Origin of the sequence: Pontibacter sp. H249 (assembly GCF_037892465.1) — a bacterium.
GTDB lineage: Bacteria > Bacteroidota > Bacteroidia > Cytophagales > Hymenobacteraceae > Pontibacter.
On sequence record NZ_JBBKTR010000003.1, the window covers coordinates 41023 to 60170 of the forward strand.

Consider the following 19148-nt stretch of genomic DNA (forward strand, 5'->3'; position numbering starts at 1 on the left):
AAACCTGTAAAATGTTTAATTTAAACTTGCACTTTGAGCAATGTTGAGCAACTCATCCCCGGCATCTATATTATGGCGCAAGTGTTCTTCAAAGCTAACCTCAACTCGTAAAGCTTTTAACCCCTGCACACCCTGCATCTCTTCTAGCTCAAGCCGTTCAATTTTTTTACCTATATAGCCTTCAGATTGTAAGAATTCGATGTAACGCACATATTCTTCAGCTTCTTTTTGTTGAGTATACACAATAGCGATTTTGTTGGGCTGCGTAAGTCGTTCTTCAGTTCCGCGTAGAGTAGCCTTATCCAGTCGCTTTTTAATGATCTCATACCGGATGTTATTAGCTCCATCCACATCAAACTTTTTCTCGTCAAGTCGGAAACGGATAGAGATCGGGTCGCTGTGTACAAGTATAAGCTGGGTAATTTCTAATGGCAGTTTAAGGTTTGCCCGTAGGTTATGGATGCGCCTGGCTACTTCGCAGGTAAGCATGAGTTGCCATAGGCGCAGGTTTTTTAAATAAATTGGCTGGAAATTGCCATCGTTTAGCAACGATGAGCCTATGTAAATGTTATACTCCAGACCATCTGTTTTATACTTCTCAAAGTAGTGCGGGAAAATCTGCTGCGCCTTCTCTTCTTCGCGTTCCAGGAAAGTAGAAATCGTCTCATTTATCATGAACATACTTTCTTCGTAGGCGCGCCGCTTATTGTACACCACCCTATAAGGATTATTAATTGCTGAACGATAGGCATTAATAGCCTTTGTGGCAATAGAATTCTTCTTGGCGAAATAATCGAAAAGCGGCTCTATCTCTTCTCTTAAAAAGCCTAATATAATTGCCTCTTCATCAGATGCGAGATCCTGTACAATGCCTTGCGACAACTTGTCTGTTTTAAAAATGAGCTCATCAAGTATGGCAAGTGGTAAGCTGTCTTTTGCAGCCAGCAATACTTCTTTTGCTAGTACCAGCTGCTCCAGCAGGTCGCCTTGTATGGCCTTGTTGCGCTCTATAGCCGATCCGCGTATATCTGACGAGCCGTAAAGCGGGTACACATCCCGAAACACAATCGGTTCTATTTCGGAAGAGGCGTTGCGCTCCATTTTCTCCAGCAGGTTTATGGCTGCCTGTGTAAATCGCCACTCCACTATTGGGTGTATGGCGGTATACTTTTCTTTGATGATGTTCTGTATGCTACTGCGCAGTTCTTCCAGGCCACGGTTCATGGCGAGGGCAAACAGCGGCAAAATCTCCTTTAGCCTGATCGTTGACAGTGCGTTAAGTTCTCCGGGTATAGGTGAAGCCAATTCCATCAATCCTATAATCCTGCCTTCGTACTCTAGTGGAGCAATTATAAGGTTGCGTATGCCGTGCTCCAGCAGTTTATCTTCTATGGTGGTTGGCACCGGCAATACTTTTAAGTCTTCCACAATTATAGTGTGGCCTTTTTTTATCACCGGTTCATAAATAGAGCCATTCAGGTCTTCCAGCCTCAGGTCTGAGCCTTGCGAAAGTATAAGTCCGTTCCAGATTTTGCGGGCATAAGTAGTGTCAAACTCCTGCAGGGCAGGGCAGGAGGCAAAACCAAGGCGTATACCCGGCAAGGCGTACAATACCCTTAATTTCTGTTGCAAAATCTCAAAGCCCTCTTCTGTGGCAATAGAATCACGGTCCAATAGTTCGTAACGTAACGATGAAATGGTTTCTTCTATGGTTACTTCTGTGAAGTCGTATATCGCAAAGCCCGAAAACTCAAAATTCTCAGGCGGCAGCTTTTGCATCCAGAGGTCTAGGTTGTTGTAGCGGTTTATCAGATAGTTTATTTCCTGGGCCCTAAGCTTCTTTATCTCACCTTTGGCTTTTACCTCCATAAATTTCAAGTCTATACTTAGCTTGTAATGGCGGTCTAGTTTGGTAAACTTATCCTGTATGGTAAAAATAAAAGGCTCATCTACGTGAAAATTGGCGTTATAGAACTTATCAAGTATAATAGTATAGGCTGATAAGGTTAACCTAAAGAGCAAAGTCTTTTTATCAATGTTCAGTTTTTCGGAGTAGTTATCGCCACCTAGCAGTTTCAGCTCTTCCAGTTTGGGTGTGGCGTAAAAGCTGTCAAAATGAAAGGGAGCCACAACAGCCTTTAGGTCGTTTTCCCAAAGTGCTCCGGCAAAAATGTCTTCCATCAGCACATCTACGGTGTCTATATGCCGGTCTGTAACAGATACATCGTGTATTGGCGAAATAAGGTCTCCTTTTTCGCGGAGCAAGTCGGCTAATTCGCTTATTCTGGAAGCATTGCAGTTGGGATCGTTTATCAGTTTTTCTTCCCAATAGGCAATAAGCGGAGATAAACTAAGCGCAGACTGAAACGGAAATTCATCTACGCTGAGAATAATTTCATCATTATTGGTGATGGAAACAACTGTTTCATGAAAGCTACCTTTATGGTGTTTGCTCATAGGGTTTAGTGCATCGTGCAGCTTAAGGGTGTACTGTATTCTCTTTTATGTTATATAACTGGTTGTTAAAACATTTCTTAAACCTATAAACGAAAGTTTTCTGTAAAAGATAGTGCAATTCTGATTAAGAAGGTGTTATGCTTTTGTATAATGCCCTTCCAGTGCTAATACTTGTATAGGCCTCTTCAGAAATATATCTTTGGCATAATATTTACTGTAACGGTGAGTTATAAAGTAACCAATACAGCCTTAACTATGATACGAAGTACAGTTACAAAATATGCGCTGGCCATTGCGCTTACAGGTTTCGCGTTCGGAGCCCAGGCGCAGTCACAGTCTCAGTTGGAGAAAGATCTGGCAGCATTACGAAGCTGGATGCAAAACAAAGCCAGTCTTGCCGACAGCACCATCCGGCAGGAGTGGCCCAGTGTAAAGCGAGAGTACCGCGAGCTTACCTACTCTCTTGACCAAAATACCCGCAAGATGTCTGAAAAATCGAGAAGTGAGTATGGGCAAATGAAATCTCAGTACAAAGAGTGGGAAGAACGAAACGAAACCCGCCAGGCAGTAAGCCTGAATAAGGACGAATTGGAGCACTGGGAGAAAATTATGACGGGTACTACCCGGATTGGCAGTATAAAGCCTGCTAACTTGCGTGAGGCCTTTATACTTGCTCTTGATGTTACCCGTGAGCACCGCCGCAGCTGGAACTTGCGCGACTGGGAGTATGCCGAGTTTGTGGTGGGGGAGCTTAACACGCGTAAGGCAGAAGTGCTGGATAAACTAAACAACAGCGATAAAATTAAAATTGCAGCGCTGCAAGTAGAGTTCGCCACCCTGAAGAAAAGCAAAGAAGCAAAAGACCGATACCAGGAAATGCGGGAAGAGAGCCGCTAAGTATAAAATTGAACAGGCCCGGAAAGTATAAACTTCCGGGCCTGTTTCGTTAAATAGCGTTTTTTCCTTTAGTGCCGCCGGATTGTTCTTTGTTTTGGTTCCGGCCCTGGTCCGGGCTTTTGTTTTGTTTCTGATCGGTTAAGTGGCGGTTTTCTTTTACATTATTTTTATCTCTCGCCTCAGGGTTACTCTGCTTGTGTCGGTCTTGATTATGTCCTTTTGTCATAGCTTGTTTTCTTTTGGTTTGTACTATAGCTTACGGCAGGTTTGTTGGATTGTTAAAAATGCAATGATCCGGAGGTGCCAGTTTGTACTTTACAAAAGTGTGGATAACTCGGTGGGTATTTATCTGAAAACTGGGGACTGCATCTGCACAAAAAGCCCTACTTTTGTAACCGGCTTTTACTAAAAACCTCAGATTACCATGCACATTGCAATTGTAGGCAACATTGGCGCTGGCAAAACCACCCTGGCCACCAAGCTGTCGCAACACTTTAAGTGGGATTTATACCTGGAGGCGGTTGAGAACAACCCCTACCTAAAAGACTTTTATGAAGATATGGAGCGGTGGTCTTTCCATTTACAGGTGTTTTTCCTGAACAGCCGCTTTAACCAGGTGCAGCAGATAAAAACGAATGGGCGCAGTGTTATACAAGACCGCACCATTTACGAAGATGCCCACATTTTTGCTAAAAACCTGCACCAGTCGGGCCTTATGAGCACGCGCGATTACGATAACTATTTTGCGCTGTTCGAGTCGATGATTACCATGGTAAAAGCTCCTGACCTAATGATTTACCTGAAGGCAGATTTACCAAAGCTGATCGGGCAGATCGAAAAGCGAAACCGCGATTACGAAAGCAGCATCAGCATAAACTACCTGCGCAACCTGAACGAGCACTACAACACCTTTATCAACAACTACGATAAAGGAAAATTGCTTGTGATAGACGTAAACAACTTAGACTTTGTGGCTAACCCAGAAGATTTAGGTAGTATAATTGAGAAAGTACAGGGAGAGCTATTTGGTTTGTTTTAGCGAATAATTTATACTTTTAAGGAAAGGCAATGCACGGTGGTGCATTGCCTTTTTTATTTTTAACTGGCTTAGCTTAAAAAGCTTCTGCCCTAAATCAATCTACTGAAGGTAAACCTGTTCAGTTGCAAATCTCAGGTGTTCTGGTCCTACATACTTGTAAGTATAAACCTGCACTCTTACCACCTCTAATTTCACATCAACTTAAAAATAACTATATTCATACCTGCAACTAACCTATAAAACTACAATGAAAGGAAAGCACATACTTTTTGCCTCGGCTATAACAGCGGCTATAACAGCGGCTACATTTGGCTGCACAAGCAATACAACCGAGGGCGAAACGGCTACTACCGCAGTAGAAACCAACAATAGCATAAAGCAGAAACTGGATATGTATACTACGGTGCGTCTTACATCTGACTTAAGCCATTTAAGTGAGAATGAACGCAAGATGATCCCGTTGTTGATAGAAGCAGGCAATATTATGAACGAGTTGTTCTGGTATGAGGCTTACGGTAAAAGAGACTCTTTAATGACTGCCCTTAATGATGAGCAGGTGAAGCGTTTTGTGCAGATAAACTATGGCCCTTGGGATAGATTAAATAACAATGAGCCTTTTGTTACTGGAGTGGGGCCTAAGCCAGACGCTGCAAACTTTTATCCAGCCGACATGACCAAAGAGGAGTTTGAGAGCGCAAACCTGAAAGATAAAACGAGCCAGTATACCTTTTTGCGCAGAGATGCGAATGGGAAGTTAATTACAGTGCCTTACCACGTACAATTTAAAGACCAGGTAAAACGGGTATCAGACTTGTTAAAGCAAGCTGCCACTTTAGCGGAAGAACCAGGCCTGAAGAAATACCTGAACCTGCGTGCCGAGGCTATGCTTACGGACAACTATCAGCCAAGCGACCTTGCCTGGATGGATATGAAAAACAACAAAATTGATGTAGTAATTGGCCCGATTGAGACATACGAGGATAAACTGTTTGGCTATAAAGCAGCTCACGAGACTTATGTATTAATCAAAGACATGGAGTGGAGTGAGCGTTTAGCAAAGTATGCTGCATTCCTGCCAGAGCTTCAGCGTGGATTGCCGGTGCCGGCCAGCTATAAAAAAGAAACACCAGGAACCGACTCAGACTTAAACGCATATGATGTAGTATACTATGCCGGCGACAGCAATGCAGGCAGCAAAACTATCGCCATTAACCTGCCAAACGACGAGGAAGTACAGCTGAAGAAAGGCACTCGCCGCCTGCAACTCAAGAACGCCATGCAAGCCAAGTTCGACAAAATAATGGAGCCAATTGCTGACGAACTTATTGTAGAGGACCAGCAGAAGCATGTAACCTTTGATGCCTTCTTCGCCAACACTATGTTCCATGAAGTGGCACACGGCTTGGGCATCAAAAACACCATCAACAACAAAGGCACCGTTCGCGAGGCTCTTAAAGAGCACGCATCTGCATTAGAAGAAGGCAAGGCCGATATTCTTGGTTTGTACATGATCACGCAATTGCACGAGAAAGGCGAAGTAGAAGGCAGCCTGGAAGACTACTATACTACCTTCCTGGCTGGTATTTTCCGTTCGGTGCGTTTTGGTGCGGCTAGTGCACACGGCAAAGCCAATATGGTACGCTTTAACTTCTTTAAAGAAAACGGGGCCTTTGAGCGCGATGAGCAGTCTGGAAAGTATAGAGTAAACTATACTAAAATGCGCGAAGCCATGAATAAGCTGTCTGAGAAGATCCTCACCCTACAAGGTAACGGCGACTACGCCGGAGTTGGCGATTTGCTAAACAACCAGGGGCAAGTAAGTCCACAACTGCAGTCTGACCTGGATAGGCTTTCTAAAGCCAACATACCTGTTGATATTGTATTTGAGCAGGGAGTGGATGTACTCGGTTTAAAATAATTATTACCTGATGGAGATTATAAACTGGAAACAGGAAGGAATTTCTGGACGAAAGTATAGCATTCGCTCAGCTGGTGGGCAGGTTAGCAAGCTTGTCTTTGATGGCTGGTCGAGTTATAATGCTGTTTATAGCACCGGTGAAACAAAGCTGACTTTTAGCTCTAAAGGCTGGTTTGAGCAAGAGGTAACTATACGCTATAACGGTGAGGTGATTGGACATGGTATCACATCCATCATGGGAAAAATACGCATCGAGATGGCAACTGGCGAAAAGTATGTTTTGCAAAACAAGGGCTTCTCTCAAAAGCAGGTAATGACTGATGCAACAGGTAAGAGTGTCCTTAGTTTTGAGCAACCGAGCTTCAGCTTTGGTAAAGGCCATATTGCAGTAGCTGATAGCGTACCGGAGCTAACTAAAATAGTTCTGGTTAGCACAGGCTTATACTTTAAAACAGTATCAGACAGTCAGGTAGCTATCATGATTGCCATCTTCACACCTATTTTTCTACAGATAATTAGGTAATCCTTTAAACAATATTTGGAAAAAGCCCGGCAAGTTGCTGGGCTTTTTTATTTGCTTCAATCTACGGAGTTTAATGATGCTTTTGATTTATATGCGTTGATTATCAGTTTTTTGTGCGTTGCTTATTTACACGGTTTAATAATTGGCACGAGAGTTGGAAATACAAAATCATCAGCGGGTACGGTGGACAAATACACATGGCGCCGCTGAAGTACAATCAAATATAAATGTTATGGACAATGTCAGAACTTTTATCGCTTATTTACTAGTAGTAGTCTTTTTATTAGGAACAATAGTCGCCAGCGCACAAACAACACCTAGAAAGCCGGTGAGCAAAACCGTAAAAGGTGGTGTTATCGGAGCCGTGGTAGGCGGTGTGGCCGGTGGCTTTATAGGTAATAAAAAGAAAAATACAGCAGGAGGCGCTATTATTGGTGCCGCTGTAGGCGGTGCAGCTGGTGCTGTAATTGGCCGTTATATGGATAAGCAGGCAGCAGAGCTGCAACGAGAATTAGCCAATGCCAAAGTAGAACGTGTTGGCGAGGGTATTAAAATCACTTTCGATTCGGGTATACTTTTCGATACGAACTCTGATAGGCTGAGCTATGCGGCACAGCGTAACATTACTGATCTAAGTAAAACACTAAAAAAGTATAAAGACACCAATGTGGTTGTTGAGGGACATACAGATGCAAATGGTACAGATGCTTATAACCAAAGCCTGTCGGAGCGCAGGGCAACCTCAGTGTACCGGCAGTTATCTGCTGATGGTGTGACAGCAAGCCGTGTAACGGCACAAGGTTATGGCGAGTCGATGCCAGTGGCAAGTAACAGTACAGCAGTTGGTATGCAGAAGAACCGTAGGGTGGAAGTTGCCATTTTTGCGAACGAAAAGCTCAAGAAAGCTGCCGAAAAAGGACAGATATAACATAAGATCACTTGTTTATTAGTGAACCGACCGTATCATTTTGGTGCGGTCGGTTTTTTTTTAGTAAAAGCTGTAAAATAAGGTAAATCAAACGCTTACCTAAGAAAATAGGCTGAACAAAAGCAGCGGGTTGGGAGTATGTTAATCTTGCTGAATAAGCTTATACCCAAATGTTTAATCCTTAAAATAAATCATGAAAAGCTTTTTTGATTTCAACAGAAACAGTCCCGAGGAACGGCGGGAGCGCAACAATCTTTATCCCGAATTAGCAAAATTTCATATCGCCTTACGTGAGGAAATGAGTGAAGAAGAATACCAAGCCTACTTTAATTCTGAAAAGGAAGCTACCAGGCATACCAGACCTATGTTATACCAAACTGCAAATAGATGGATATCGGCTTACTAAAAAGCAACAAGCACCTAAATTAAAAAGGCAAACAACTCATGTTGTTTGCCTTTTTAATTTAGAAGAGTTTATACTTCGTTTTCCTGCTGGTATTCTAATATATCGCCTGGCTGGCAATTCATCACTTCGCAGATGGCTTGGAGTGTAGAGAAGCGGATAGCTTTTGCTTTGCCAGTTTTAAGTATAGAGAGGTTTGCCAACGTTAGCCCCACCCGCTCCGAAAGTTCTGATAATGACATTTTTCTTTTGGCAAGCATAACATCAAGGTTTACAATTATTGCCATTATATGGTTAGCTGCTCTGCTTCGTAAAGTTTATTTCCTTCTTCAAATATCTCGGCAAGTATAAAGGCTGCTATAGCAAAAGCCAGCGGCATAAACTGGAAGTAAATTCCAAAGAATGAATACTCCGGTAGGCCAATCCATTTAAAAGCTGAGAGTACAAAAATTCCTAAACTATACTTACCAATTCTATTTAAGGATTTGCCATTGCTGCTCCTGAAAGTTTTTAAGCCCTTTACAGATTTAATAACTCTTTTTATCTCCTGTATAATCAGCAACCAAAAAGCTAACAGACCAACCGACTGCAAATAATGTACATATAAAGACACATGATTTAATTCTGTAAGTCTGATAAGGTCTTTGTTGCTAGTATCAATCTTTTTATTGCTAGTACCAGGCCCAGTGAGTGAATAACTATCTGCCATAGTAAAAACTGCATTACTGGTTTTATCTATAGTAATATTTATATTTTCATAAGTGTTAGGTGATAAGTGCCAGTGAATCAACAGAATAGTTGATGCGGCAATAAACACGATGAACAGGTATTTAAATATATCACAGATGAGCAATGTTATATTGAGGAGTTTGTTCTTTTGCATAGCTTTTACATTTACTTTCATAAATGTAAAAGGAATTTATTGATAATCAATATATATTTTATGATTATGGATAAAAATTACCTCGAGATAAAAGAATATGGGTGTTAAATCTGCTTCAGCACCAATTCGGCACCCTCTTCACCAACCAAAGAGCCAATAGCCACACCCATGCCACCCATGCGCACAGCACAGCTTACCCGCTCCGACACCTGCTCCACAATGGTTGTTTTCTGGTTGCCCATGCCCATAATACCGCTCCAACGGTGTTCCACCTCGTAAGGTGTTCCCGGAAGTATAACAGTAGATAAAAGCTCCTCCAGTTTATGCTGCACCAACTCTGTAAGGCCAAGTTCGGTAGTTTCTTCGGTTTTAAAGTCTAGGTTGCGGCCGCCGCCAAACAATACCCTGTTACCGATGTTGCGGAAATAGTAATAGCCGCAGTCGTAGTGGAAAGTACCCTTTAGCTTAAGGTTTTTTATAGGTTTGGTAATAAGTACTTGAGCACGGGCCGGTACTACAGAAACGTTTGGCAGTAGCTTTTGGGCAAAACCGTTAGTGGCTACTAAAGCGGCACGTGCCTTTATATTTATACTTTGAGCGGTAGTAGCGGTTATACTTGTGCCTACGTCGTGCAGTTCCTGTATCTCCAGCCCATTTAGTACCAGCACTCCTAGTGCCTGCACCTTCTGGGTAAGTGCCATTATCATCTTGCCGGTATCTATCTGGCCTTCTGCAGTGCTCTCCAGCAGGTGTGCCACGTGCTTAAATCCGAACTGGGTTATCTTATGGTCGGCGTGGCGGTAAATATCCGGCTCTCCAACTATACTTTGTAGCTGCCTGTTCAGGTAAGGCAGCTTGTCAAGACAAGCGTTGTAGAGGTCTAATTGGGTATCGGTAAAAAGTTCGTAGCCTCCCCAGCGGTGGTAATCTATGGCAGCATCGCCCAGGTTCTGGCGTAGGCGCTGCAGGCCTTTCCAGCGGCGCTCCACTAAACCAAAAACCTGCTCTTCGGTGTGGTGCGAAAGATCTTCAAGCAACTCTGATGGGCTGCCGAAGCAGGCAAATCCGGCATTTTTAGAACTAGCTCCGGTTGGCAGGAGCCCACGCTCCGCCACTAGTATTTTTAGCTGCGGCTGTTTGTTTTTGAGGTGAAGAGCTGCGTTCAGGCCAACAATACCGCTACCAACAATCAATATATCAATGTTGCCAAAGTATGTTTCCTTTTCCCAAAAGCTGAGTTGCATAGGTTGTTTAGTCGTCTTCGCGGTAATATTCGTGTTTATAATTGCGGGCAGTAGCTTCATCAAGCATCTCGAAGTGCGTAAGCATAATTTCGCGCTCACCGTTGTTCAGGCCACGCACAAATATACCTTCCGGAGTTTCATATACAGCATAGTTGTGCCTACCGAAAGGGTAGAGGTTGTTACTCTTTAGTGTAGTGGCATTGGTCAGGTCTGCTGTCTGGCCGTTAGTGGTGGTAATTATAAATTTATTTTTGTTCGTCATGAATGCAATCTAGTAAAATTCGGCTTAAAATGGCGCTTACTTCTTCGGCTCTGTGTATAACCATCAGGTGTTCTGCGTCCTTTAGCTTAATGATGTTACCTGAATCAGCCATAGGTAGTACTTTGTCAGCGGTGCCATGTATCTGTATGGTATTTTCAGGGGGGATTTCCTGATCCCAGTCCAATAGCCTAGCCAAAGCCCAGCGCAGGAACTTCTCGTTTATCCTGAAAAAAACCGACTTTAGCATCCTACGCTCATAAGGAGTTTGAGCGCCGAAGAAAAACGGAGCAATAGGATATGTGTTTTGCATCAGCTTAAATGGCAGGTATTTATGCAGCAGTGTTTTACCAGCTACACGGTAGTACCAGGGCAAGTTATGGCGGGTGGCTATACTTGATATGATAATTGTTTTAACCGGATGGAGCACCTTTGCCAACTCCATAGCCACTAAGCCCCCGAAAGAGAAGCCTACAAGTATAGGATGTGGATCATCTATTTGCGGAAGCAGGCGCTGTACGTAGTTCTGTAAAGGCTCATCAAAACTTTCCGGCTCTACCCATTTTACCTGCTCTACGGCTATTTGGTCTGGAAGCTTAAGAAACTGGAACATACGCCAGTCTGCCCCAAGCCCGCTGATGAAGTATGCTTTACTCATGGTATGCTTTTACGCAGAGCAAGGTAAGGGTTTCTAATAAAGTATAGCTAAGCAGTATACTGTAATTTAAAAGTAAGAGGGCGACCGTAATTCTATCGCCCTCTAGTATAGCTAGATATTCCTCTATGTTCTCGAAATAAATTAATTGCACAAATGATTTACTTGCTTACAGCCAATTCACTTCTAAGAAAAGCAAGCGCATCCTGCACCGTTTCCTGTGGCTGCTCCTCCATGGGTATGTGGCCGGCGCCTGCGTATGTCTTAAGCTGAGATCTTCTGATATCCTGAAGAAACCGCTGTGCATCAGTAACAGGCACCCATGCATCGGCTTCGCCCCAAAGTATAAGTGTAGGCGCCTGCACCTGCGCTAACTTGTGCAGATGGTCGTCATCCACAGTGTTCATCCGAAGTATAAATGCCTCACGGTTGCCTTCGCGCAGCAGCAGGTCGTGGCTCAGGGTTATGGCCTCATCAGTTAGCCTTTTATCGTCGCCGTATACTTCTTTCAGGCTCTTTTCTACAATAAAGCGAGGTGTAATATACTTCAGCGATTCTTTTACCAGTGGCGTTTGGGCCATCATGAAAGGCAACGAAATACTTTTGTCGTTTGCGTTGGTAACGCCGGTTGGCGATACAAGTATAAGCTTTTGCACCCGCTCCGGATGGTTTGCGGCAAAATCAAATGCAATCTGGCCGCCTAGCGAACTGCCGGCAATATGCGCCTTATCAATCCCGAGTTGATTGAGGAAGTTGAGAACCAGGTTAGAATAGTAGGCTATTGTATAGGTATCGGTGCTGTTGCGTCCGGTTAGGCCAAAGCCCGGCAGGTCGAGGCGCAGCACTCTGTGAGTTTTGCTTAGCTCTGCAGTCCAGCCATCCCAGGTATTTAATGAGGCAGCTGTGCCGTGCAGCAGTATAATGGGAGTGCCCTGACCTTCGTCGCGGTAATGCAGGTTAGCGCCACCTATACTTATAAACCTGGAGGCTGGGGTGGTATACTTTTCTTTGATTTCTTCGGCAGGAATATCTTTCCTGATCTGAAAGGCGGTTGCGGCTACTAGGGCCAATACAGCGGCTAAAGCCACATATTTTTTACTTAATCTCATAGTTTTACAGGGTTGATGTAGCTTATATAGTATAGCGAAAATAACCATTTATACTTTAAGTTGCTTTACCTGCCTGCTACATTTTTACTTAAAAAAAACCAACTGAGTGCAGCCTTCACTATCCCTGTGATGTCTTTATAATAAACAATTTAGGATGTTAAAAATCATAAATGTCATTTATCCAGTTATGAAAGCAGTTCACAGTAAAAAAATGGGTGTTTGTATAAAACAGTAGTAATTAATGTAACAGTACCTTGCATAACAAAGTACTGTATAATATATTTGTAATGTAAATCAGTCATAAACCAATTAAAACCTACAACTATGAAAATTGTCATTTTATTATTCGCCATGATGTTCGGCTTCGGTGCCTCTGTTAAAAAATCTGCTGACGATCAGAAAGAAATGCAGAAAAGAGCTGAGTTGAACGAGTACAAGTCTTACCCTAACATGCTGCCTGAGGTAGAGATAGTTGCAGAGAGACAGTAAGCAAAGGATAATTTAGACTTTGTAAAAACCCAAGTATAACCGCAAACAAAATAAAACCATGAAATTTTTAGTTCTGTTATTTGCCGTATTAGTTGCCTTCGGATTTGCTGTAAAAGAGACGGTAAGCGTTAAGGCTCCTGAAAAAGAAATTGCAACTGCACAGGTAGTAGAGGAGGTAGAGTCTCCGGTGATGAGTATCCTGCTTGATACCGTTGAAATTGCAGTTAGCTCACAGAACGTGATCGCTGGCTTATAACAGCGATCGCGTTCTTAAACCTCTGGCAGTGGGTAAGTATACTTTACCTCCCGGTTTTGTAATCCTGCTGCGTGCGTGCTGCTTGCGCGTGTGGCGTGTCAGAATGCCATACAGCACTCCAGCCTCCGCCAAAAGAGTTATCAATTTTACCTTTTACCACTGATAAGCCAGCTACTATTAAGCCAACAGCCATATCGTTTACAATGGCGGCCGTTTCCGAATAGCCAAGTACCCATGGTGCCAGTAAGAGCCACAGAGCCAGCGGCAGGTTGTAAAGCCTAACCACTCGGGTTGCTTCCCACCACGATATGCAGGCAAAGCTGGCTATAACCGGACCTATAATATGGTCGTTATCAGCAGAAGTGCCCTCCAAGCCCAGTATGGCAGGAGAGGCCATCAACCATATCCCGAGTATTGCATTAATTACCTGTGCCCACATATTACATTACTTTTCCCTGAATACTTTTATAACCCCAGAATGCTTTCCACTTAGATTCTCCTGCGTCTTTTACGCGTTTCATATACTGCAGGCTGGCCAGCATTTCGTCCATAGCCGGGCCTATCATTACAACAGAAATGGCTGCAGTAGCTAGGCAAAGGGTGCACCAGGCATCGTATAACACAGGCTGCAAAATAACCAGCAACACACTTATAAAACCAAGCGGACCAACGGCCAAGCCAAACGCAATCACGATCCAGGGCATGGTGCGCCACCGGTTTGTACCGCCAATAGCACCAGTAACAGCATCAGCAATATAGCCTAAAGCTCCTAAGGCAGCATCTGGTATAGGTAGTAGCTGTGAGGTTTTGGAGGTAAGGATTTTACGGCTGTCGTTTCCGAAAAACGGCTCCCATACATCGCTGGTAATCTTAAACTGGAAAAGTGCCAAGTAGGCAGCTATAAAAAAACCAACAATGGCAAGTATAATAATAGGCATGCGCTGCCCCCAGGAGGCGGGGTTGTAATTCCAGCCGGGTGGTATCCCTTTATCTTCTTGCATAGTTTCTTAAGTAAATGTCGATCAATATTTTACTTTATGGTGCTATGTCAGGTAGTACGGGAGAAGTTATTTGGTGTTATAAAAACAGCGATCCAAGTAGTTTAAGCTATACTTTGAAGCAAAAAAAAGCCTGAAGTATGAGCTTCAGGCTTTGGAGTGTTGATAGAATTTATGCTTAGTTTTTACTTTTCTTAAACCTGTTGCCGAAGAAGTAGAAAACCGGAATACCCAGACCTACTATTATGAACCCAGGCCAGGTAAAAGTTGGCTTATAAATTAGCAGGGTAACGCATATGGCTGATGCAAGTATAACATACATAGCCGGAAGCACAGGGTACCCAAAAGCCTTATAAGGGCGCGGCAAGTTTGGCTTACGCACTCTTAGCACAAATACTCCCACAATAGTAAGTATGTAAAAGAGCATTACTGCAAATACTACGTAGTCCAGAAGGTCGCCGTAGGTACCGGTTAGGCAAAGCAGGCAGGCCCAGATACATTGCAGCCATAGGGCAGCAGCCGGTACTCCGTTCTTATTAAGGTGGCCTAACTTCTCGAAAAACAATCCGTCTTTTGCAATGGCATAGTATACACGCGCACCCGAAAGTATAGCACCGTTGTTACAGCCAAACGTAGAAATCATGATAAGTATAGCAATGGCTACAGTAGCAGGATAGCCACCAATAACTTCTGCCACGGCGGTTGCCACCCGATCGTTATCGGCATGAGTAATGCCCAGAGCCATGGTGGTTGCACCGTTTGGGTCGCCGTTCATGGGCAGCACTAGCAGGTATACAAGGTTTATGATCAGGTATAGGCCCATAACAATAGCGCTACCGATCACCATACTTAATACAATAGTCCGTTTCGGATTCACAATCTCATCGCCGGAGAAACCAATGTTGTTCCAGGAGTCGGCGGAGAAAAGGGCGCCTACCATTGCAATGCCAGCTGCTGAAAACAATGCCCAGCCCATCGGTGGAATTAACTCATCTCCGGCAGTTGATATGGTGCTACCCCAGAAGTTTGAGAAGTTAGCCTCTATAGCAGTATCGTTTACGCCCAGCAGAAAACCGAAAAGTATAAGTCCGAAGAGTGCAATTAACTTTGTGCTGCCAAATATGTTCTGAATCAGTTTGCCGCTTTTTACGCCTCTTGAGTTGATATAAGTAAGGTATACAATACTTACTATGGCCAGCAACTGCACAGATGTGAAATCAAATCCAGCTATACTTAATAATATATTGTTCTCGCTAAACCATGGGAAAATAACACCTGTAAAACGCGCGAAGGCAACACCTACGGCCGCAATCACACCCGTTTGTATAACCAGGAACAGCGTCCAGCCATACAGGAAGGCCACCATTTTGTTGTAGGCTTCTTTTAAGTATACATACTGCCCACCCACATTCGGAAACATAGAAGAAAGTTCGCCATAGCTGATGGCGCCAACCATGGTTAAGAAACCAGATAGTACCCACACCAGCAGCATGTAACCCGGCGATACCATGGTACGGGCAATGTCTGCGGTAACAATAAAAATACCAGAGCCTATCATACCGCCTGTCACAATCATGATGGCGTCGTAGAGCTTTATTTCTCGCTTAAATCCAGATTCTGAATCCTTTATTTCAGGTTTTGTAGGGGTGTCGGTTTGCTGCATAAATTAAATGTGTGTAACAAAATTACTTGTTTTTAAACCAATTGCAGATTTAAAGCAGATGTATTTACTAAAGTTCAGGAAAGAATAAAGCCTTTGATTATTATATGTTAAATGGTATAGCCTTGGTAAGTGGCTGTTTGTCTTGTTTTTGCAGAGGTTGATAGTAAAGAGAGGGATGTTAGTCTAATACCTCTTAAGGTACCTTGTATTACAAAGTACTGTGCTTTATATTTGTAATGTTAATTGATACATGAACCACTAAAAACATACAATTATGAAAATCATTGTTCTTCTTTCAGCTTCAGTAATAGGTTTTGGTTTGGCTTGCAAAGATGTAGCAGACGCTACAACGCCAAAACAAGTAGATAATACAGCTATTGCCCTAGAGCAACCGGTAGCGCATGTCGTATTAGATACAGTTGAAATTACTGTTGAGGCACCAAAAGCCATTGCAGTTAATTAAGGTTGACTGCAATGGCAGTACTTACAAGGCAGGGGTTGGCACTTTATTATGTGGGTCACAAGACTTAAGCCACTTTACGGCATCTTTGCGATGCAGAAAATTCTCCATCTGTAGGTCCGGAATAATTCTTAGGTAAAGGTCGCGTGCTGATAATTTGCTGAACATGTTGTGTGAGTACACGTGTGCAAAACACTTTAAACCAGCTGTCCTGACCTGAGGCAGCCACTCATACTCCATCCAGTCATTTGCTTCTTCCCAATCACCGCTTGCTTCGGTTTTATCGTTTAGTAGTTTGGGGTTTGGTTGCTTTTTGAGTAGTTCGAGGTATACTTTGGCTGCTGTAATTACATCATCAGCGTTGATGTGGCCAAACCATCTTGCTTCGATGTAGTCTTTTTTAGAAGTAAACATCAGAAACACATCGCCCTGTTCATGCTTAAGCAGCACCGGATGCGGCCAAACAGCCACCAGTTCGCTGTATTCACAAAAGTATGTACTCATAAATAAGAAATAATGTAAAGTAAAGGGAGAGGTAATCAGTGTAATTTCCTACTTATACGTTAACGCATGGATAATGTACTATCTGGCTAATAAAAAAGGATTACTGCAATACAGGCGGTTGTAAAAAAGTTGCTTTTTGCCTATTTAAAAGTATACTTCAGTAATTAATACGATGTGTGTATTCTCGTAATCAGACTGTTAGTTTAAAGACACACGCACCGCCTTTGCGTAACCCTGAACAGGATCAGTTTCCATTACGTCTCCTTCTAGCCAAGCTTGTACTTCCTGGCCCTCCCGCAACTGCTCTAGTTTCAAATGTTCTCCTGTTTCGCTCTCTATCAGAGTGTTCTTATCTATTATGATGTCAGCGTTTTGGTGCTTGGCCTCAATGCCCTCTATAGCCTTTACTAGAATAATAGCTTTCGATTTGTCTCCTTGCTCACTTGTTTTCTTAATATGGGAGATGTAACCGCGCACATCTGGTAGGGTGGTGGGTATACGCTTAGGCTCGTCGCCTCGGCAACTGGCCATTGTGCAGAGCATCAGCACAACAAGTATTTGTAATACAGGGTTTTTCACGAGCTATTCTGTTTGAGTTCGATTTAAGAAATCGTGTAAAGGCTTTACCAGCTTATAGTAGCTTAGTAACCTGTGCGGGAAATCAGGTGCACATACTTCCTGGTCTGTAAAATAATGCAACACCTGGTAGCCGTTATACTTTATCAGTTCTATTGCCGGATGACTCTTGCTATATCCCTTAGGAGCTGTTTTACGCTGCTCACCTCTAAATTCTCCAAAAGCTTCGTTAAATTCGGTGTGAGCCAGTATAGCCTCTAGTTCTCCAAGGTTATAGTCAATTTCTTCTCTGATTAGCTCTAGTTGGTGCGGTTTAGGCTGCCTTATTCCGCCACCTGCCCTGCTTTTATTCTCCGGCGATAACACCAGCACATAATTTGCGAAAAGAGAATGGCGCCCCCCTGGAGAAATACCTGCACCAAAATGGTCTTTATACGGCGCTTCTCCTTTTTTGGAGAAGTCGTTTTTATTTATTCTGAAGATGCACTCGGCAGCAGTAACGTTGTTCAGGCTTGGGTCTATATGGCGTAATTCGTCTAACAGGTGCGCAACAAGTTGCTTAAACTCCTCTTTCGCCTCCGTATACCGTTGTCTGTTCCTGTCCATCCATACTTTACTGTTATTTTGCTGCAGGTCCCTCAGAAAGTCAAGAATGAGGCGTATGTTCATAACTATTATGTGTTAACTACCGCTGAGGTATTTTGGAGTACATCATGTTAGCAGCACCAATCCATATAACTGCCAACAAGATGGGTGTTAGTTGTTTTGGCATTGTAACATGTATGTCATACTAAATAGAAAGAGCCCTTGTTGCACATCACTGGCAACAAGGGCTCCTTTATAAGGTAGGCAGCTTAGGCTACGCGTAGTATAGTATCGTCTTGCATAGCTTTGCGGATGCTGCTTTCAGAAGCATAATGCGACAAGAAATCTCCTTTGCGACAGATGTTGGTGCGAGGCTCCTGCATCAGCACTACTTTAGATCTTTTACCTACTGTAATTACACCAATACCCCGGCGCTGGCACAGTTTTAAAAAGTAGTTTGCCAGGCTGTTGTTCCTAAAAATCAGGCTGCTTATAGATATACCCAGCCACTGCTCATTGGCCTGGTGTTTCTTTAGCTCATTAACCAGTGTGTTGATGCTGCGCTTGAGGTAAGTAAGTAAAAAGTAGGAGTGAAGTATAAGGCCAGCCGCTGCAGCTACCAGTGTAAGGGCAAAGCCAGTAATGCCCAGTTCGAAACGTAAGCTAAGATAGAAACCCAACAGTAGCATAATTACTGGTGTGGCAAAGCGAAATTTGCTAAGGCCCTCTTTCTTGAAAGACGTAAGCAGCTTAGACAGGCGCTGAGAATTTTTAAAGGTAACAGTTGCCAGAAAAATTGAGTTGTCAGAATGCTTAAACGTAAAAAGCCCTTCTACTTCCACACCTTGTTTATTTTTTTCCGATCGGCCAATTAATATATTCTTGGCCCCCTGCTGTGCAGTGTAATACCCCTGAAGGTACTCAAACGCAAAGTCTTCTATCTTACTTTCCTGAGGGTTTGGCATACCACATTACGCTTAAATGGTCACTCTGAAAAAGGTAGCATTGTTATGGCTACACTACATTATATAAAGTATAATCTGCAGCTTTGCCCGTTAAAGATAAATAGCACAAAGAAAGATAAGGTAACTGGTACAACACATTCCTCATGTTACTACAAATTTAATTACGTATACATATATATCCTATAATATTCATAGATTTATTATAATGAATTTCCATTCCTACAATATTACAGGAGTTATTGCTTCCTTTATCAAGGGTAAAACATACGGAGGGCGCCCAAAAAAAGATTGTATAAGTGGCTACAACCGTTAAATCTTAGTTGTTTGTCAGTAAAAG

General features: G+C 43.1%; 24 protein-coding genes. 9 read left to right on the top strand and 15 right to left on the bottom strand.

The genetic code is table 11. From position 1 onward, the window contains the following. Positions 1-15: 15 nt before the first annotated feature. On the bottom strand, positions 16-2457 hold the full coding sequence (locus WG943_RS05000) for a GAF domain-containing protein (protein ID WP_340407179.1): 2442 nt from the start codon (positions 2455-2457) through the stop codon (positions 16-18). A 255-nt stretch (positions 2458-2712) separates the two neighbouring features. Here WG943_RS05000 and WG943_RS05005 point away from each other — a divergent pair, with 255 nt between their 5' ends. Beyond that, positions 2713-3354 carry a hypothetical protein gene (locus WG943_RS05005; protein ID WP_340407181.1) on the top strand — a complete coding sequence of 214 codons (642 nt, stop codon included), beginning with the start codon at positions 2713-2715 and terminating at the stop codon, positions 3352-3354. A 49-nt stretch (positions 3355-3403) separates the two neighbouring features. On the opposite strand, the gene WG943_RS05010 is transcribed toward WG943_RS05005, so the two are convergent. Beyond that, positions 3404-3580 (bottom strand): hypothetical protein, encoded by a 177-nt coding sequence (locus tag WG943_RS05010; RefSeq protein ID WP_340407182.1) that lies wholly within the window; start codon positions 3578-3580, stop codon positions 3404-3406. 198 nt (positions 3581-3778) lie between these two features. Here WG943_RS05010 and WG943_RS05015 point away from each other — a divergent pair, with 198 nt between their 5' ends. The 5 genes from WG943_RS05015 (at position 3779) to WG943_RS05035 (ending at position 8168) form a co-directional block, all read left to right on the top strand. Next, entirely contained in the window at positions 3779-4393 is a 615-nt protein-coding gene (locus WG943_RS05015) for a deoxynucleoside kinase (protein WP_340407183.1), read from the top strand. Between the two features lie 247 nt (positions 4394-4640). Continuing rightward, positions 4641-6311: a dipeptidyl-peptidase 3 family protein gene (locus WG943_RS05020; RefSeq protein WP_340407185.1), complete on the top strand. Its 1671-nt coding sequence runs from the start codon at positions 4641-4643 to the stop codon at positions 6309-6311. A 10-nt stretch (positions 6312-6321) separates the two neighbouring features. Beyond that, positions 6322-6834 (top strand): hypothetical protein, encoded by a 513-nt coding sequence (locus WG943_RS05025; RefSeq protein ID WP_340407186.1) that lies wholly within the window; start codon positions 6322-6324, stop codon positions 6832-6834. A 328-nt stretch (positions 6835-7162) separates the two neighbouring features. Continuing rightward, entirely contained in the window at positions 7163-7762 is a 600-nt protein-coding gene (locus WG943_RS05030; protein ID WP_340407187.1) for an OmpA family protein, read from the top strand. Positions 7763-7955: 193 nt separating this feature from the next. Beyond that, on the top strand, positions 7956-8168 hold the full coding sequence (locus WG943_RS05035) for a hypothetical protein (protein ID WP_340407188.1): 213 nt from the start codon (positions 7956-7958) through the stop codon (positions 8166-8168). Between the two features lie 68 nt (positions 8169-8236). Here WG943_RS05035 and WG943_RS05040 read toward each other — a convergent pair whose 3' ends face one another. The 6 genes from WG943_RS05040 to WG943_RS05065 all read right to left on the bottom strand — a co-directional run bounded on the left by WG943_RS05040 (position 8237) and on the right by WG943_RS05065 (position 12315). After that, the gene (locus WG943_RS05040; RefSeq protein ID WP_340407189.1) at positions 8237-8452 is read right to left on the bottom strand and encodes a helix-turn-helix domain-containing protein; all 216 of its coding nucleotides are present in this window, start codon (positions 8450-8452) and stop codon (positions 8237-8239) included. Further along, positions 8452-9069, bottom strand: coding sequence for a hypothetical protein (locus tag WG943_RS05045; RefSeq protein ID WP_340407191.1), 618 nt, complete (start codon positions 9067-9069; stop codon positions 8452-8454). Before WG943_RS05045 ends, WG943_RS05040 begins: the two co-directional genes overlap by 1 nt. A gap of 83 nt (positions 9070-9152) precedes the next feature. Beyond that, a complete protein-coding gene (locus WG943_RS05050) occupies positions 9153-10292 on the bottom strand; it encodes an NAD(P)/FAD-dependent oxidoreductase (protein ID WP_340407192.1) in 1140 nt (379 codons plus the stop codon). 7 nt (positions 10293-10299) lie between these two features. Continuing rightward, on the bottom strand, positions 10300-10554 hold the full coding sequence (locus WG943_RS05055; protein ID WP_340407194.1) for a hypothetical protein: 255 nt from the start codon (positions 10552-10554) through the stop codon (positions 10300-10302). Beyond that, positions 10538-11209, bottom strand: a complete 672-nt coding sequence (locus tag WG943_RS05060) for an alpha/beta hydrolase (protein ID WP_340407195.1) — start codon at positions 11207-11209, stop codon at positions 10538-10540. Before WG943_RS05060 ends, WG943_RS05055 begins: the two co-directional genes overlap by 17 nt. 158 nt (positions 11210-11367) lie before the next feature. Continuing rightward, complete coding sequence (locus WG943_RS05065; protein WP_340407196.1) at positions 11368-12315, bottom strand: alpha/beta fold hydrolase; 948 nt, start codon at positions 12313-12315, stop codon at positions 11368-11370. 324 nt (positions 12316-12639) lie between these two features. On the opposite strand from WG943_RS05065, the gene WG943_RS05070 reads away from it, so the two are divergent. Both WG943_RS05070 and WG943_RS05075 read left to right on the top strand, forming a co-directional pair. After that, positions 12640-12804 (top strand): hypothetical protein, encoded by a 165-nt coding sequence (locus tag WG943_RS05070; RefSeq protein WP_340407197.1) that lies wholly within the window; start codon positions 12640-12642, stop codon positions 12802-12804. Between the two features lie 58 nt (positions 12805-12862). Continuing rightward, positions 12863-13060, top strand: coding sequence for a hypothetical protein (locus WG943_RS05075; protein WP_340407198.1), 198 nt, complete (start codon positions 12863-12865; stop codon positions 13058-13060). A 43-nt stretch (positions 13061-13103) separates the two neighbouring features. On the opposite strand, the gene WG943_RS05080 is transcribed toward WG943_RS05075, so the two are convergent. The 3 genes from WG943_RS05080 to WG943_RS05090 form a co-directional block, all read right to left on the bottom strand. Continuing rightward, positions 13104-13499: an SPW repeat domain-containing protein gene (locus tag WG943_RS05080; protein WP_340407200.1), complete on the bottom strand. Its 396-nt coding sequence runs from the start codon at positions 13497-13499 to the stop codon at positions 13104-13106. A gap of 1 nt (position 13500) precedes the next feature. Further along, positions 13501-14061, bottom strand: a complete 561-nt coding sequence (locus WG943_RS05085) for a vitamin K epoxide reductase family protein (RefSeq protein ID WP_340407202.1) — start codon at positions 14059-14061, stop codon at positions 13501-13503. Positions 14062-14236: 175 nt separating this feature from the next. Then, entirely contained in the window at positions 14237-15721 is a 1485-nt protein-coding gene (locus WG943_RS05090) for an APC family permease (RefSeq protein ID WP_340407204.1), read from the bottom strand. A gap of 274 nt (positions 15722-15995) precedes the next feature. On the opposite strand from WG943_RS05090, the gene WG943_RS05095 reads away from it, so the two are divergent. Then, a complete protein-coding gene (locus WG943_RS05095; RefSeq protein ID WP_340407205.1) occupies positions 15996-16184 on the top strand; it encodes a hypothetical protein in 189 nt (62 codons plus the stop codon). A 21-nt stretch (positions 16185-16205) separates the two neighbouring features. Here the strand turns inward: WG943_RS05095 and WG943_RS05100 are convergent, their stop codons facing one another. From WG943_RS05100 to WG943_RS05115, 4 genes are all read right to left on the bottom strand, one after another. Further along, positions 16206-16685, bottom strand: coding sequence for a hypothetical protein (locus WG943_RS05100; RefSeq protein WP_340407206.1), 480 nt, complete (start codon positions 16683-16685; stop codon positions 16206-16208). 198 nt (positions 16686-16883) lie between these two features. Further along, the gene (locus WG943_RS05105) at positions 16884-17264 is read right to left on the bottom strand and encodes a DUF3221 domain-containing protein (protein WP_340407207.1); all 381 of its coding nucleotides are present in this window, start codon (positions 17262-17264) and stop codon (positions 16884-16886) included. 3 nt (positions 17265-17267) lie between these two features. Further along, positions 17268-17930: a DUF2461 domain-containing protein gene (locus WG943_RS05110; RefSeq protein ID WP_340407209.1), complete on the bottom strand. Its 663-nt coding sequence runs from the start codon at positions 17928-17930 to the stop codon at positions 17268-17270. 185 nt (positions 17931-18115) lie between these two features. After that, on the bottom strand, positions 18116-18811 hold the full coding sequence (locus tag WG943_RS05115; RefSeq protein WP_340407211.1) for a hypothetical protein: 696 nt from the start codon (positions 18809-18811) through the stop codon (positions 18116-18118). Positions 18812-19148: the final 337 nt, after the last annotated feature.

Bases quoted from the DNA above. Each gene is read 5' to 3' on its own strand.
- WG943_RS05000 (WP_340407179.1), bottom strand. From the start codon at position 2,457: ATGAGCAAACACCATAAAGGTAGCTTTCATGAAACAGTTGTTTCCATC.
- WG943_RS05005 (WP_340407181.1), top strand. From the start codon at position 2,713: ATGATACGAAGTACAGTTACAAAATATGCGCTGGCCATTGCGCTTACA.
- WG943_RS05010 (WP_340407182.1), bottom strand. From the start codon at position 3,580: ATGACAAAAGGACATAATCAAGACCGACACAAGCAGAGTAACCCTGAG.
- WG943_RS05015 (WP_340407183.1), top strand. From the start codon at position 3,779: ATGCACATTGCAATTGTAGGCAACATTGGCGCTGGCAAAACCACCCTG.
- WG943_RS05020 (WP_340407185.1), top strand. From the start codon at position 4,641: ATGAAAGGAAAGCACATACTTTTTGCCTCGGCTATAACAGCGGCTATA.
- WG943_RS05025 (WP_340407186.1), top strand. From the start codon at position 6,322: ATGGAGATTATAAACTGGAAACAGGAAGGAATTTCTGGACGAAAGTAT.
- WG943_RS05035 (WP_340407188.1), top strand. From the start codon at position 7,956: ATGAAAAGCTTTTTTGATTTCAACAGAAACAGTCCCGAGGAACGGCGG.
- WG943_RS05040 (WP_340407189.1), bottom strand. From the start codon at position 8,452: ATGGCAATAATTGTAAACCTTGATGTTATGCTTGCCAAAAGAAAAATG.
- WG943_RS05045 (WP_340407191.1), bottom strand. From the start codon at position 9,069: ATGAAAGTAAATGTAAAAGCTATGCAAAAGAACAAACTCCTCAATATA.
- WG943_RS05050 (WP_340407192.1), bottom strand. From the start codon at position 10,292: ATGCAACTCAGCTTTTGGGAAAAGGAAACATACTTTGGCAACATTGAT.
- WG943_RS05055 (WP_340407194.1), bottom strand. From the start codon at position 10,554: ATGACGAACAAAAATAAATTTATAATTACCACCACTAACGGCCAGACA.
- WG943_RS05060 (WP_340407195.1), bottom strand. From the start codon at position 11,209: ATGAGTAAAGCATACTTCATCAGCGGGCTTGGGGCAGACTGGCGTATG.
- WG943_RS05065 (WP_340407196.1), bottom strand. From the start codon at position 12,315: ATGAGATTAAGTAAAAAATATGTGGCTTTAGCCGCTGTATTGGCCCTA.
- WG943_RS05070 (WP_340407197.1), top strand. From the start codon at position 12,640: ATGAAAATTGTCATTTTATTATTCGCCATGATGTTCGGCTTCGGTGCC.
- WG943_RS05075 (WP_340407198.1), top strand. From the start codon at position 12,863: ATGAAATTTTTAGTTCTGTTATTTGCCGTATTAGTTGCCTTCGGATTT.
- WG943_RS05080 (WP_340407200.1), bottom strand. From the start codon at position 13,499: ATGTGGGCACAGGTAATTAATGCAATACTCGGGATATGGTTGATGGCC.
- WG943_RS05085 (WP_340407202.1), bottom strand. From the start codon at position 14,061: ATGCAAGAAGATAAAGGGATACCACCCGGCTGGAATTACAACCCCGCC.
- WG943_RS05090 (WP_340407204.1), bottom strand. From the start codon at position 15,721: ATGCAGCAAACCGACACCCCTACAAAACCTGAAATAAAGGATTCAGAA.
- WG943_RS05095 (WP_340407205.1), top strand. From the start codon at position 15,996: ATGAAAATCATTGTTCTTCTTTCAGCTTCAGTAATAGGTTTTGGTTTG.
- WG943_RS05100 (WP_340407206.1), bottom strand. From the start codon at position 16,685: ATGAGTACATACTTTTGTGAATACAGCGAACTGGTGGCTGTTTGGCCG.
- WG943_RS05110 (WP_340407209.1), bottom strand. From the start codon at position 17,930: ATGAACATACGCCTCATTCTTGACTTTCTGAGGGACCTGCAGCAAAAT.
- WG943_RS05115 (WP_340407211.1), bottom strand. From the start codon at position 18,811: ATGCCAAACCCTCAGGAAAGTAAGATAGAAGACTTTGCGTTTGAGTAC.